The 15,273-nt window shown below is 34.0% G+C and carries 11 protein-coding genes; 1 reads left to right on the top strand and 10 read right to left on the bottom strand.

Annotation, left to right across the window (positions count from 1 at the left end; all coding sequences use genetic code 11):
* The 7 genes from ADI58_RS08040 to ADI58_RS11405 all read right to left on the bottom strand — a co-directional run.
* The coding region (locus tag ADI58_RS08040; protein WP_049522136.1) for a cysteine peptidase family C39 domain-containing protein at window positions 1–776 on the bottom strand (776 nt) is incomplete at its 3' end.
* A gap of 6 nt (window positions 777–782) precedes the next feature.
* Entirely contained in the window at window positions 783–4,034 is a 3,252-nt protein-coding gene (locus ADI58_RS08035) for a type 2 lanthipeptide synthetase LanM family protein (protein WP_049522135.1), read from the bottom strand.
* Window positions 4,035–4,116: 82 nt separating this feature from the next.
* Complete coding sequence (locus ADI58_RS08030; RefSeq protein ID WP_049522134.1) at window positions 4,117–4,332, bottom strand: plantaricin C family lantibiotic; 216 nt, start codon at window positions 4,330–4,332, stop codon at window positions 4,117–4,119.
* 145 nt (window positions 4,333–4,477) lie between these two features.
* Complete coding sequence (locus ADI58_RS08025) at window positions 4,478–5,200, bottom strand: ABC transporter permease (RefSeq protein ID WP_239683533.1); 723 nt, start codon at window positions 5,198–5,200, stop codon at window positions 4,478–4,480.
* Between the two features lie 6 nt (window positions 5,201–5,206).
* The gene (locus tag ADI58_RS08020; RefSeq protein ID WP_239683532.1) at window positions 5,207–5,956 is read right to left on the bottom strand and encodes an ABC transporter permease; all 750 of its coding nucleotides are present in this window, start codon (window positions 5,954–5,956) and stop codon (window positions 5,207–5,209) included.
* Window positions 5,940–6,875: an ABC transporter ATP-binding protein gene (locus ADI58_RS08015; RefSeq protein ID WP_049474980.1), complete on the bottom strand. Its 936-nt coding sequence runs from the start codon at window positions 6,873–6,875 to the stop codon at window positions 5,940–5,942. Before ADI58_RS08015 ends, ADI58_RS08020 begins: the two co-directional genes overlap by 17 nt.
* Before the next feature lie 178 nt (window positions 6,876–7,053).
* The gene (locus ADI58_RS11405) at window positions 7,054–7,227 is read right to left on the bottom strand and encodes a hypothetical protein (RefSeq protein WP_049474981.1); all 174 of its coding nucleotides are present in this window, start codon (window positions 7,225–7,227) and stop codon (window positions 7,054–7,056) included.
* A gap of 190 nt (window positions 7,228–7,417) precedes the next feature.
* Between ADI58_RS11405 and ADI58_RS08005 the strand changes: the two genes are divergently transcribed.
* Window positions 7,418–8,278 carry a helix-turn-helix domain-containing protein gene (locus ADI58_RS08005; protein WP_049474982.1) on the top strand — a complete coding sequence of 287 codons (861 nt, stop codon included), beginning with the start codon at window positions 7,418–7,420 and terminating at the stop codon, window positions 8,276–8,278.
* 82 nt (window positions 8,279–8,360) lie between these two features.
* On the opposite strand, the gene ADI58_RS08000 is transcribed toward ADI58_RS08005, so the two are convergent.
* The 3 genes from ADI58_RS08000 to ADI58_RS07990 all read right to left on the bottom strand — a co-directional run bounded on the left by ADI58_RS08000 (window position 8,361) and on the right by ADI58_RS07990 (window position 15,248).
* Entirely contained in the window at window positions 8,361–8,651 is a 291-nt protein-coding gene (locus ADI58_RS08000) for a DUF5966 family protein (protein WP_049522130.1), read from the bottom strand.
* Between the two features lie 13 nt (window positions 8,652–8,664).
* Window positions 8,665–8,949 (bottom strand): DUF5962 family protein, encoded by a 285-nt coding sequence (locus tag ADI58_RS07995; RefSeq protein ID WP_049522128.1) that lies wholly within the window; start codon window positions 8,947–8,949, stop codon window positions 8,665–8,667.
* Between the two features lie 74 nt (window positions 8,950–9,023).
* Window positions 9,024–15,248: a DEAD/DEAH box helicase family protein gene (locus ADI58_RS07990; RefSeq protein WP_193390591.1), complete on the bottom strand. Its 6,225-nt coding sequence runs from the start codon at window positions 15,246–15,248 to the stop codon at window positions 9,024–9,026.
* Window positions 15,249–15,273: the final 25 nt, after the last annotated feature.

Genomic DNA, 15,273 nt, shown 5'->3' with positions numbered 1-15,273 from the left:
CGAGTTACAATTTCACCTGAAGATCTACTATCAAAAAATTTCATAGGTAGAGTGAAAATTTTGCCAACAATTTTATCTTTTAATGTAAATATGTATCTCTTCTCAACTATAATGATTAATTTAGTTCGTATGAAGCTAAATAACGCATAAAATATAATTAAGGAAAAAACTGAAATAAGCATCCCTAAATGATACATTTCTCCTTTGCTAATTACATTATCAATAATAAACCTTGTTAGCAAAGGTAATAATAAGGTGAGACTCTGTACCAAAATTGATATTAAAGAAATATAACATAGCCTTTTAATATCAATTTTACCTATCTTCAATATTTTAAAAAAATTATTATGCTTCTTTTTTTTAGTGAATTTCCTATTTGGTGAGAAGAAAATTACAATACCAGATATATTATTTGCAAAGTTTGATATATCTTCTGTTATTCTACCTTGTTCTGGATCGATGAATACTACACTATGCTCATTATGTTTTTCCACTACAATATAATGAGCATTACTAGTTAAAGCTATATAGGGTTCTACAATTTTGTTCCCCAAAAATGTTTTAACATTTAAAATCTCAGACGCCTTTGAATCCAATCCAAAATAAGAAGCTATATTTTTAATATCTCTAATGGATAATCCATCCCTTGAATTCTCAAAATCACAGCATAATTCATATAAGTTTGCCTCATGCCCATAATAATCTAAAATCATTGCCATGCATGCTAAACCACAACTGGTATCAGATAATTGTTGTATGAATTTTACCTTTTTCAATTTGAATCACCAAATTTCTAGATTAATTACAGAAGGAATTGATAAATTATTCAAAGTTAGTAAGCCTAATCCTATTCCAGCTATTCCACTCATTAGACTTGGAGAATTCTTATACGGAAGACCGCATTTCCAATTTTCTGATTCTAAATCATCAAGAATCGTATTAAGATAGGAGTAAACTACGCTGTATAAATGCTCAGAGTTCGTTTTCTTAGCAACATAAAATAGAATGTTTAGATTCCCTAAGTCTCCATGGCATAGACAGTGGCTTTTTCCAAAACCATATTTTATTGTTGTATCAATAGCTACATCCATATCAGATTTCATTGTTTTTCGAAACTCTATATTTAATGTATTATTTTTATACAATTCTAATCTACTTATAAGTATCCCCGGAGCACCATGACACCATGAAACAGGAATATTTTCAACAATATCTTTATATTTGATACCACTTTCTGTTTCTCTATAATCTGACCAATTAGATTTTTCAGTATCAAACATAGAATTTTCAAAAATTATACCTTGTTTAATTATAGTTTTAAGCTTTTTATCTTCTGGGAAATATCTACTAAGTTTTGACAACGCCCACACAATTCCTGAAACTCCGTGTGCAAAACCCGCTAAAGGATTGGAAGCCATCGTTCCTTTCCATGCTCTTCCATCTTGCCCTTCAACAGTAATTTTTGTAGAATTTTTTTCTAAATGACTAAATAAATCATGCGCTAATATCAAGAGTTCTTCGTCTCTAGTAACTTCAAATACATTTAGCAAATGTATAATCGCACCAGCAGAACCTACAAGAACATCAAAATTTTCATCATATCTATACCCTTTTTTTAAATCATCAATAATATCATAGATATAAACATCTAGTTCATCAGAATTAAAGTGTTCAGGCATCCTTGTCTTCAGTAACAATAATACATATATAATAGGGGTCTCTCCAGAAAAACCTCCAAACAGTACCTGAGAGTGAGTAGCAAATTGCTTTCTTGAATCTAAATAATACTTGAGAGATCGGTAACATTTTTTCAAGTATATGAGATAATCTTTTTTCTTGGTCTCCAAATATAAGAATAAATAGAATAACATAATACCTGATATACCATTATACAGATCACATCCGATTGGAACCATATTCCAATCATTCGTTTTCTCTCCCAGTATGTTCATGTCTACCCAGCATATATCTCCTGAAGTACCACTATATGAAATTTTAGATAAATAGTCAGCAATTTTTTCTGTTAGAGGTACAATTCTACTTTTTGTTTCTTGTATTTCTTTCTCATTTAAATTATGTATCACTTTTACAGATGGTTTTAGAGGCACAAAAGAATCCTGAACTAAATTATACGAAGGATCGTAATTCAAAGTTGTTTCAATCAAATTTAACTGAAATTCCATATCCTTCTGACAAAAGTCTCTTATTTGTTGAATTGCTAATTCTATTCCTGAAATATTAAAGAAATTTTGATATTTCGTTAGTTCAGAACATAAGAATCTATCAGATATTTTTGTCTGAAATAATGGAATATCACCCAATAATAATGATTCGAATTCTGAACTAGCTATTCTTTGTACTTTTTTATCCTCAAAAACAATTTTCCAAACTTTTGAAAATAACATTTCCCTATCTAGACCACTCCTTAAAAAACTAGGATGATAAGATGTTTGTATTAAATTAGAATAAAATTGTGTGGGCCTCATTATTTGTCTAGAATACGCATTATTAAATTTTTCTATCTCAACCAGAAACTCTTCTATTGATGAAGGATCTTTTGAAATAATTTCATAAGCTTCTTTAAAGCCAGCAGAAACGTAATTTTTATATGAATTCAAATCAACATCCTTGCCCGATAGAATAAAAGGCTGATTATCTTTACTTTGCAATGCGGATTGTTCATAACCAATTTTCATTTCATCCGTCATACTATGCATGATACTTGCACGTTCAATCGGAATCATCTCTCCTGCGCTTGAACTCAGACCGCTAATATCCACCCCAGAGTTCCCATCTTTACCCCAAACTATATTAGGTAAAATACCTACTCTTTTCACAGATTTTTCTAATAAAGAGAATATTAGTTTATCTGCCGTTTCGTATTCCTTTCTGTATTCCGTTGTATTATGAAATAATGTTTCAATATCGACAAGAACTGGTCTATTACCATTAGCTATGATATTTTCAAAATGAATATCGTTTCCCCTCATAGCAAATAATAAGAATAACAAGTATCCTAGATGTGTATAAAACTGAATAAAATCAGATTCATATGTGCATGGTAAGTGTTCTATGTACTCTACCCATCCATAATTTCCACGATTCAAAATATTTGTTACATAGAGATTTTTATTGAATTTCAGGTTGTACCAGCTAAGCAAGTTTTGAAACTTCACATCCAATATTAAATCTCTTGGTTTATATACTAACTTATTTGTTCCAAACCAAAGGAGATATACTGATTTTCCATGATTATGAAAATCTGACACACCAGATTCAATCTTTGTTAACTCCCCATTGATAGAAAAATGTTCCTGTAATAATGCTTTATCTTCTTTTAGGTTTGTTAAAAATTCTACATTATTAGTAACCCAATTTTGAATATTTTCAATAATCAATCGAAACATAACAGGATATTCTTTTAATATATCCCAAAAATGGTCCGATAAGTATATTTCTGAAAAATATTTAAATCTTTTTTCTCCAGTTTCACCTTTTAACATATTTTGTTCTTTCAGAACTTGTAATTCTAATATCAATGTTCTGTAAGAAATATTCAAAATTTGTTGGAATAACGCAATTAATAAACTATTCAAGACGTCTCTAGTGACTTTCAAATTCTGACTACTCAAATTATCTTCAAGTTTATAGGCAGCAAATTTCAAAAATGGTATGACAAAATTACTGAAAATAGGTTTTCGTTTTCCCTCACTGTCAACTATATAAAACTCTGGTAATGTATAATCATTTCTCTTAAAAAAGAACTCTATAAATTCGTTCATATGTGAAAATGAATCTATATCTTTCACATCATATGTATGTTCTTCCAAAAAAATATCTAAATCATGTTTAGAAAAATCATTTTTTTCTTGTAAATATTCCCAAAATTCATTAGAACCTTCTCCAATAAAATTATCCCAATACTCTTTTCTTTTTCTTGATTTCAAACCATCCCCTAAATCATGACTAGAAATTTTTCTTTCAGAGAAATAAGAAGCATCTTTAAAATCTGTTATGTTTAATTTTCGATTCATTTTCAACTCCTAAATATAAAACAACAGGTGACATCCTACTTTTAGGTGTCACCTATCCCAAAGATTCAATAGAATTAATCTATTAACAACAAATGAATGTTAAGAAAGGACACTCTGTGGTGATAGTACAACCACGACCACAAGAATTCTCTCCTGAATAACATGCACAATAAGATCTAGCTGTTCCGCCAGCCATAGTTTGATCCATCTCGCTATCGCTAAGTTCACGCAAGATATCCCCAGCTGGATTACCTTCTGTACTTAGTGATTCGTAAATAGGTTTTTTCCAATCAGACATAATTGTTTAATCCCTTTCTAGTTACTGATTTCTCTTATTAAATATAGTGACACCTCAAACCTTTGGGATTAAAAAATTCAAAAGAGATACCAGTAACAAATATTTAAATCCGCTGTAATTATAACTCTGAAAGTTATGATTACAGTCATTTATAAGCAAAAATAATGTTCATCATGCGTTTATCTGCCAACAAATAAAGGAGACATGCCACCAAGGTAATCAGCCATATGGCATATACAGAAACTGTTAAAACAGTGAATTCCTCCAGGATGATTAGTAGTAAATTTGCCAGATAATACCGCCCAACAACCGTTGTTAAAGCAAACAAACCTGCAAATGACAATAAAAAGGCAAGTGGCAGGGCAAGGATAAGTTCCTTCCGATATTTTCCTAAGAAGAGGACAATAATACCAGCAGACAGTGTATAAGCAAAAGCAATTGCTCCATAAACAAGTCCCCAAGATAACATTGTAAGACTAGAGAAAGCAAAATCACCATCCATTAACTCTAGGACTAGCATAGCCAAAAAAGTGAATTCACTGACTAGTAGATTAATCAACAAAGCAAGCATAAACTTCGCTTGGAGTAATTGTTTCAAATCGACAGGAATCAGTCTGAGATTTGAAATCGTTTTAGACACTTGTTCTATTCTTATCAAATCCACTAAAATCATGCTCGCAAAAGGGAGGAGAAAATAGTAGTTCAAAAAGAAGAAACCATTTTCTACATACCAGCCATTCACACTACCGTACGAATGCCCTTGATAAATCTGATGACCAATCATAAACTCTAACAAAAAGAGCAGGATGGCTACAAAGGGAATCATATACAGTATCTTTCGTCTTCTTAGTTTAGTAAATTCTAGCATCAACATTTATTCATCCACCTTTCTTAACCAAGATTTAATGGACAAGAAAGACAAAACAAGTAAAGATAAACCTAGTACAATAATCGATAAGATAGCTGGCTGTTGAAGTACCACTCCTTCTCTGTTTCCTTCCCAGATTAAACTGTTAGCACTTGTTACTGGACTGATATTTGGACTCGTCCTTGCTAAAAAAAATGACACTAAAACATACATGACACCGACCAAATTCCCAACTATCTCCTTGCCTCTGACTTTTATCATGACCAAAGCAACTAAAGGAAATACTCCCATGGGAATTAAGATACCACTACTCATACAAAGATAGAAGAATCTTAATAATAAAGACAAACTGACTGTCGAAGAAAAGCGGGATAGTAGTGCGAATAAGGAAACCGAAATATAGGTGAATAACATGATACACAGAGCGTTGATTTCTATATACAAAATCTTAGCCCAGAATGTCTTCATTAGATTTGCTGAAGCGAGTTTCAAGTTGTTCATGATGCGATAGCGATATTCTACACCAAATGCCTGTATTGTATAGGAAACACAATACAAAGGGAGAATCAAAAAGTTTAAATAAGACAAAGAAAATTTATAGACAAAGGGAAAGGAGTCAAACAATCCTCTCGCATCATTTACGTAATAACAGATGAGAGCTAGGTAGAGGGAAACAACACCATATACGACAAAATTCAGTTTTTGATGCCTTTGTTTGAGAAATTCAATCTTCACTAAATCAAGCAATTCCCTCACCTCCTGTTATCCGCTTAAAGTAATCCTCTAAACTTTCATTGTTTTTATAAGAATATTCTTTTAGAACTATTCCGTTATCTTTTAAGGAGTTAGATACGACTGCAATGTCAAAAGTAGGTGATTCTCCCTGAAGTTCAAGTTCTATATCCGAAAGAATACTAATCTGTTCTTGCAGATTTATCCTGCAAAGCACTTCCTTAGCTTGAGGAGCATCCGAAACAATTAGGTGGATTTTCCTTTTATCTGCACCATCTATTAATTCCTGCATAGTCTTTTCAGCCATAAGGTGGGCATCATGCAGTATCCCAACTCTATCTACAAGCTTTTCAAGTTCTGAAATAATGTGACTGGATATTAAAATCGAAATGCCATGATTGGTACTGAGTTCCTTTAGATAACGGCGCATTTCAAGGATACCAATAGGATCCAAACCATTTGTTGGTTCATCTAATATCAGAATTTTCGGCTGGTGCATAATAGCGTTAGCAATTGCTAACCTTTGCTTCATTCCCAGAGAATACTGCTTGAATAGTTTTTTATTTTCCCCATCTAATCCTACTACTTGTAAAGCTTGCTCTACCTGTTTTAGCGAAATTCCTCTCAATCTTGCAAAAATAGAGAGATTTTCAGGTCCCGTTAAATTAGGATAAAAAGAAGCACTGTCCAATACCACACCGATTTGAGATAGCAAATCCTTAGAAAATTCACCTAACAGTTTTTCAGATAGAATATTCACTTCACCACTATCCATAGCTGTCAAGCCTAAAATAGCCTTGATAAAGGTTGTCTTACCAGTACCATTTCTTCCTAGTAAGCCATAGATTTCTCCCTGTCTTAATGTAAAATCTATCCTATCTAAGACAATTTTCCCATCATAGGATTTTGATAAATTAAATGTCTGTATTACTGGATTTCTCATTTTTCTCCTCCGAACATTCGTACACCCACATTAAGAGATATAATAAAGTAGTTCCTGTATAACTAGTTAGTTATATGAGAGGGTAATAGGGTATATCAAACTTACAAGCTCCCTTTAACCCCTTCAATCTGTGGCATGATCCATTGTATAAATGTTACTTCACAAAAAGTTTAACAAATCAATCCGCCAGTCCCAGATCAACTTCTTTAGTTGTTGCAGCTTGTTGTATAATTCTCGATTCCCAGATATATTGTGATTGATTTACAGGTTCTTTGTAAAAGAAACCGCTTCCAAACAATCCTAAAAAGGACAACATAAAAATGATTTTACGAAACTTTGCTAAAATACTCATATTAACCACCTTTTTCTTATCTTTACACTTGTAAGTGTACTACTTTAAATATTATTTGTCAATAAAAAACAATTCTTTTTATCATTTTTTTTTTGTTTTATTTTTTTATGACTATTTTTGCATTAGAAAGTTGAAAAATAGAGATTAAAAGTATATAATTAATCTTAAATTTATTTAAAGAGGGTTAGAGATGACCATATTATCTGATAAACTAAAATCCAAGAGAAAAGAAAAAGGTTTCTCACAAAAAACACTTTCTGAAGGAATTTGTGAGCAAAGTCAAATCAGCAAAATAGAACGTGGCAACTATATGCCTGCTGCTGATTTACTCTATAAACTTGCAAATCGGCTTCAAGTCCCCTTAGATTATTTTTTCGATGAACAGATTGAAATGACTTCCAATATAACACCGTTTAAGAAATTAGCAGAAAAATTACTTGAAGATCGTAATTACGAGGCTTTAGAATACCTCTTAAACTTAGAAAAAGAAAAGTCTCAGTATCTATCTACTGAGGATGAATTTTATCTTCTATGGATTCAAGCGATTATCCTTTTCTACTTACATAGTTCCAAAGATGAAGCTATCGCCAATCTAGAAAACGCTTTGCCAAAGCTTTCGGTCAGCTCATCTGTGTATCTTAAACTTCTCAATACTTTATCTAATTTTTATTTTTCTGTAGGACGTGATGCAGAATATGAAGAAAATAACTCACTTCTTATCAGTTTGTATCAGGAAAAAGATTTAAATCACCAAGAGTATTTATTTGGTTATATTCGAGTTAAACATAATTTTGCCTATTATTTACACTCTAAAGGTAAGGAGTTAGAAGCTGTCCAAGAAGCCTTAGAAACCATTGATTTTTGTAAACAAAAAGAGACCAGCTATCAGCTAGCACCTCTTTTAACTATCGTTGCAAATGCCGGAAAAGATTTTTTAAAGCACGATGAAATTCTTGACTATTATTTACAGGCTCGTGATATTTGTAAAATATACGAGCACAAGCTCTTGATGGCTAAAATTGACCATTTTTTGAAAGATAAGGATAGGTGACTTCGATCGTAATAAGTTATAATTACCAATTAATTAGAAACATAAAAGTGGAGAGAAACTAATGTCGTTTTCTCCACTTTTGTTAATATCCCCTCTTCCACTTGTATCCTGCCCAGCATGCTAAAGCAAGTAAAACTAAATTAAAGATGATAAAGAAAGTCGTAAAACCAAATAATCCATTTTGAGCTAAATCTGCCGTGTAAAGTTCAGTTTCTGTAAAGAGAAGATAAATTCCATAGACCTCCACGAAAATAAGAAAACTGACAAAACCAATCAGGAAAAGTCCACTGGCAATAAGAAAGAGTCTCCATAAAAGAATGAGAATTCCTCCTACTGCTAAAAAAATTACTGGGACAAGGAGTAAACCATTCATGAATTTCTCCTTTCTAGTCAATCAATTGACGATAATGGGTGGCAAGAGAGGAATCAAACTCTTCTAATTTTTGAACTAAGTCCAAATACTCCTCTTTTTCATGTTCTTCAAAGTCCACACCTCGATGATTCTGAAGAGCGATTTCCAATTGGCTAGTGAGTTCTCGTATAGAAAAACTGTAGTCCCCTGTCACTTCCTCATAATGTTCCTTTAGTTCCTTGTAAACTTGGTATTCTTCAGGTGTTTGAAACCCCTGTACCAAGGCCTCTTCTAATTGATAATAGGTATCTTCCATCATAATCGTTACCTCGTTTCTTTCTATCTTTATTTTACCGCGCTTTTCTTTTCTTGTCCGCTATTTATATCTATTTTTTAATCCAATTCAAAAGAAAGTTGTTCTTGCTTTTCTTTTCCTTTTTCGTGGAATTGTCTTAAGGCCTGATCAATAATATCTAAATCCGTTTCTGTTTCAATCAATGGCGCGAGTACATCGTATTCGGCCTTTTTAGTTTGATAATCCTCTTCCTTTGGAAAATTTTTCTCAATTTCAACTTTAGCAGTAGTCCATTTATCCTTTAATTCATCCAATAAGTTCTGAGTTTTCACTTGGTCCTCTTTAATATGATCAATCGTATGCTGAAGCCTTTGAATTGTCCCCAAAGGAGAATACAAATCTAAACTGACAGAATATTGGTTTTCTCCTACAATCTTAACAGAGAAGGTTTCAGGAAGAGGTTGATTTGTTGCAAGACTAAGCATTTTAATGTCAAATCCTCGATAACTTGCTAGGGTTCGGAATTCTTTGCTGTCACCTTGATTATGACGGATAAGACGGTGTAAGGATTCCCCTGCTTCAGCTCGTTGCTCAAAAACTTGCTTGCCTACCGTCATAGAAAATGCCTGGTCTTTCGACATTTCAGACTGTTGAATGTCTCCTTCATATTTGCTTAATCGTTTCTCAAGAATGGGCATATTTTCTTCACAGTAAGAGAGTGTATGACGATAGTGATCCTTGCTGCGTTGAAAGGCGCGTCTTTGATTTTCTAATAGAGTTAGATCATTCTCTAGTTCCATCTTATATTTGAGATAAGGATTACCTGTTGCTAGTGCCTTAAAATCAGAAGCTGTCATGGTCTGCTCATCAATATCTTCTGCAGCACGAATCGGCTCCTTAGAAGTCATAATCTGCTTAATATAACGAAGTTTGTTCTCCTGAGTTGCCCATAGATAATTATCAAATGAACCTTTGGTAATGTAGTGGTAAATATCCACTTCCTTGTTTTCATTTCCCTGTCGGATAATACGTCCATTGCGTTGCTGAATGTCACTTGGTCTCCACGGTACATCCAGATGGTGAACTGCTTTCATCTTGCTCTGAACATTTAAACCTGTTCCCCCTTTTTCAGTTGACGCAAGGAGAATCCGCACCTCTCCTGCATTGACCTTTCGAGACAAACTATTCTTTTTTTCATCACTATTGGCATCATGTACAAAGGCAATTTCCTTACTAGGGACTCCTCTATCAACTAATAAAGCCTTTATTTCAGAATAAACATCAAAGCCATTATCCTTTTTCTTAGGTGTTCCAATATCTGAAAAAATCATCTGAGTAGCCTTATTTTTCATTCCTTCACGATAAATTCTCTCAACATTATCCACTACCTGAAGCAGTTTATGATTGTCTGCTAGACTATAACTAGAGTCCAATAAACGCATATCAATCGCTAATTTTCGTGCCTCACCTGTTATCTTTAACATGTTATCTTGGCTCGGATCAACTGTTCCACATTTGACCATATCTGACCTCATAACTAATTCTTCTAGATAGAGTTTCTGGTTTTCAGTTAACTCACTCTCAATAGGGATAATATGAGCTTCTGGAACAGGTAAATCCAACATATCTTGTGTTTGAATGTCAGCTGTTTCTTTATAGATTTTCATCAACTCAGGTAGATTGACAAACTTTTTAAATCGTTTCTTAGGCTGATACTTATCCCCTGTAGGAGCTAATTCCATAGAGTTTTGAATTTCTCCAAAAGCACCTACCCAAGAGTCAAAATAATCAACCTGATAGCGTTTTAAGATATCTGGTTGAATATAGTTCATCATAGTATACAACTCACTAATAGAATTGGAAACGGGTGTTCCTGTCGCAAAGACAATATTTTTAAAATCATGTTCTTCTTGAATCTGTCGAACCTTCATTTCCATATCCACGTTCTTCTTAGAAGTTGTATTGGTAATCCCTGCTACATTTCCAAGTCCCGTAATCGGACGAATATTTTTAAAGTGATGTGCTTCATCCACAAAGAGAAAATCAATTCCTAAGTTCTCAAAATCAATAAAACTATCACGATTAAAGCGTTGCAGTTCTTCCAATTGTTTCTCTAGACCACTTATTGATTGCTCTGCTTCTTTAACGGTATACTTATTTTCAGAATGTGTTTTAATCTCTCGTAGTTCATTGAGTTTATCCTCGATATAATTCATCTGTCTTTCCTTACTGACAGGGATTTTTTCAAATTGAGAATCCCCAATGACAATGGCATCGTAATCTCCTGTAATAATACGAGAAACAAATTGTTTTCTTCTCGCCTTCACAAAATCTTTCTTAGTGGTCACAAAGACCTTTTTAGTAGGGAAAAATTTCATGATTTCTTGGCCAAATTGAGCAGACAAACTAGAGGGCACCACATACAAGGGCTTATGAACCATCCCCAACTCCTTTAATTTAAACCCAGCACCAAGCATGGTCAAGGTCTTTCCTGAACCTACCTCATGAGCTAATAAGGCTCTTTTTTCTTCTACGATTCTTTGAATGGCATTCTCTTGGTGAGGACGAAGACTGATGTTTTGTGCCAAGCCATCAATGACTAAATGGCTACCGTCATACTCTCGACTAACCGTCCGATTATAAAGACGATTATAGCTTTCCTCAATGACTTGTTGGACTTCGGGATACCGTGAGACAAATTCTTGAAAGAGCTCTTGTAAATGCTGCTCTTTTGCTCTTAGAACAGAGGTTTTTTCCAAATCTGTGATGGTCTTTTTCTTTTCTCCTTCCGTAACAGTCATAGTAATAGTCGGTTGGTTCGAATTAAGTAAATTCTCAAAAATCTTTCTTCCTGTATCATAACGTGACCCACTAACTCCAAGACTACTATCTTTGGCGCTTGGATAGCGATAAGCAAATGATGTCCTTAAATGAACCTGGCCATCGACAGGATTCACTTCAATGACCTGTTCAACATCAGGCGAAGACAATTCAAATTCACGATTAGTAAAACATTCAAAGGCAAATTTACCATAAACGGATTGAGGAATCCAACGTGACCCTATTTTAAACTCAATATCTGCCAGATGAATCCTTGGAGGGCGAACAGATTCTAACAAATCTAAAGCATGGGACCAGTCACATTCTTGATTGTTTTCCTCCACTAACAGTTGAACTACTTCTATCTTGTTGAGAATATCTCCTGATAAAAACTGGTTCTTAGAAAGATATTTTCTTTCTCCTCTTAAATAGCTTTCTGGATCCATTAAAACCTGGTCTCCTAACTCATCTAAAATAGCAGCTTGGCTATGTTCGGGATAAATTGATACCATATAGTCTAAATCAACCCCTCTACCATCCGATAAACTAGAATTTAAGGCATCTAAAGCCGTTGATACTCTTGTAATCACTCTCTCTGGCCTAACCAATGCTTTCTCAAAAGCTAAAGATTTTTTATATTTTACTTTCTGGTCTTTAGAATCAATGTATTCATCTTCTAAACTTGCTAGTAAAGAATACTTATCGTCACTATCAAATAAGTTCCGATTGACTGAGGCATTCAAGTATCCAAATTGACTTACAAAGTGGTCATAGTCATGATTGAGTTTACTAAGTAACACCTGAAAATCAGCCCGACTATAATCTGGATGACGTTGAATTTCAATTAAGGATTGATAGGTCTCTCTCAAATCAACCATGCCCTTAATGCGACTAATATCCTTATCCGATAAGGGACTTTCATAAAAGACAGTTTTTTTGAACAGTCCCTTATATTTCCCTCTTTTACTCGCTTCTTCTGACTTATAAACATCTAGTGCTTCCTCATCTGTCAAATGAAGTTGCACGAATCGGTCTATTTTATGTTCAGACAAAGAACTGTCCCAAGCTTTAAACTCTCCCTTCTCATCTACATAATAACTAATTTCGTCTACTTTTGAACTTTTCCGAATGCCATGCGTATCTCGGTAATAAATTTGATTTCCCTCATATCCAAAAGAATAGAGCGTTAAGTCCTCAAGTATACGACTTGGGATAGAATTATCCACTTCTTCTTGGATAAAAACAGGTGCTTTCAAAGAATTGTCAATTTGTTTAGGTGCTTCCACATTCTCTAATGCTTTCATTATGTCAGTAGCTAATGTTTCTGATACCCCCTTAACATTGAGGGTTCCTCCATTAAAATTACGTACCTCATATTGACCCAAAACTTGTGTATTGTATTTCCCATCAAAATAAGGATTGATCCAGACACGCTTATCCTCCTCAAAGGGAATAGAGCCACTAAAGACAAGTTCCTCTTCATTAAGATTCTTTGCTTGATCCTTTTGAAAGAAGAGGAGATCTGTAGTCACTCGAGTACCTGCAATCTTTTTAAAAGCCGTATCCGGCAACCGAACTCCCCCTAAAAAATGAGTGTTGGATTTAATCTCTTGTAAGACATTATCTGTCCGTTTATCCATTGTGCCAATAGAAGAGATAATCGAAACTTGTCCTCCATCTCTTACTAAATCAAGTGAGTGTTTGACAAAGTAATCATGAATCATATAAGGTTTATCATAGTTTTTATCGGCAATGCGAAAATTTCCAAATGGAACATTCGTTAAGACTAAATCAAAACTATTATTTTGATAGGGAACTTCTTCAAATCCTCGCACTTCAATATGGGTATTGGGGTGGAGTTGTTTTGCGATTGCGCCTGTCACGCTGTCTAATTCAACTCCATAGAGTTCTGACCTCTCTCGTATACTTCTAGGCATCGCCGCAAAGAAGTTCCCAGTCCCCATAGAAGGATCTAAAATCCTTCCTCCTTCAAAACCATCAGCCAGTAATTTTTGCCAAATCTGGCGAATAATCATTGGGTCTGTATAATAGGCTGTGAGAGAACTTTGTTTCATGGTCGAGTATTCTGATTTACTTACTAAGCTCTTGAGAGTTAAACGTTCTGCTTCATACTTTGGATTGAGTTCATCGAAAAATTCATTGGCAAGTCCACCCCAGCCGACATACTTGGCTAGTAGCTCTTGTTCTTCTGGATTCGCTTGTCGTCCCTCTTTTTCTAATCTTTTAACAAGTTCAATTGCGGCGATATTTGTTTCAATTTTTTCTCGATTTGTCTTAGGGTAAAAGCCCTCTAAATCATCTGGAAAAACAAAATCTTGAACGGGGACTTCCGTCTCTTCTATACCTACAATAAGCGTTTCTGTTTCCTTATCTTTTTCCTTTTCATTTTCTTCTTCCAGATAGGAAAACAAATCTATTTCCTGACTTTCACTTGATGAATCAATCTCAATATCTGAATCTTCTTTTTCAAGTTCTACGAGAGACAATACTTGTTCAATCTCTTCCAAACTGTTCAAGTATAAGATAGGATTTTCTTCAAATAACAGGTTGGAATCATTGAATAGCTCTAGGCGAACTAAGTCATTTAACTGGGCATTTTCAATAGAAACCAATTGAAATACTTGTCCTTTATAACTTACTTGTGAACCGATTGGATATTTCTTCAAAACTTCTTCTACAATTTTATCTACTTTAGATAGGGAATGAACTTCCACATTTTCTTCTACCTGGTCAATATTATCTAAAGGTAAGACTGCTTCCTCTACTTGCTTAGACTTTTCTCTTATAGCCTTTACTTCATCAAAATGAGTAATAATCTTTAGCTTTTGTGTCAGTGGGAGTTGTGTGTAGTTTTCTTCATGATGGACAAGATCCGTCACGGTATCTAAAGTAGCCATCAATTCTGCACCCAAATAAGCTAGAACATCTCCCTCTTTTTCTTCAAAATGAATCTCAAGAACTTCTTTTTTAAGCTCTTTTGAGTCAACCATTAGAAGAAATTCCTCTATATCTCTACTAATACGGTCAGATAGATTATTCGCAACCCGATAGACATTGACTAAATTGACATCCTGATTCTGATGAAATACAAGCTCACTTAATGGTGTTAGCTTCTCTTTTTCAGATTGGATGTAAAATCGAGTGGAAAGATTATAGGTTGCGACTTCTAGCACCAAGTTTTTCTCAAAATTACTTAATTGAGATAATTTACTTAGACCCGCTTGTCCAAAATTTCTTGTGTAACTTTCTAAATCTTGGTCATTATTTTCAGAACTGGCCTCTAGAAAAGAAACAATATCTTGATCAAACGAATAGACATGAGGTATCTCTTCTATCTTCCCCTCTTCAGTCAAAAAACTCTCTACCAAATCCTGCCATTTCTCATCAAAATGTTGCGCTTGATAACGAAGAAATAGGGCCATTTTATCCCTATCTTTTGGAATTGTTCCACGAAACATAGCCAATAATTGTATTACTTCCATACTCGCTCCTTTCATCTATACGAAA

Origin of the sequence: Streptococcus mitis, from assembly GCF_001074635.1 — a bacterium.
GTDB classification, from domain to species: domain Bacteria; phylum Bacillota; class Bacilli; order Lactobacillales; family Streptococcaceae; genus Streptococcus; species Streptococcus mitis_E.
This window is presented reverse-complemented; position numbering and strand designations above follow the sequence as displayed.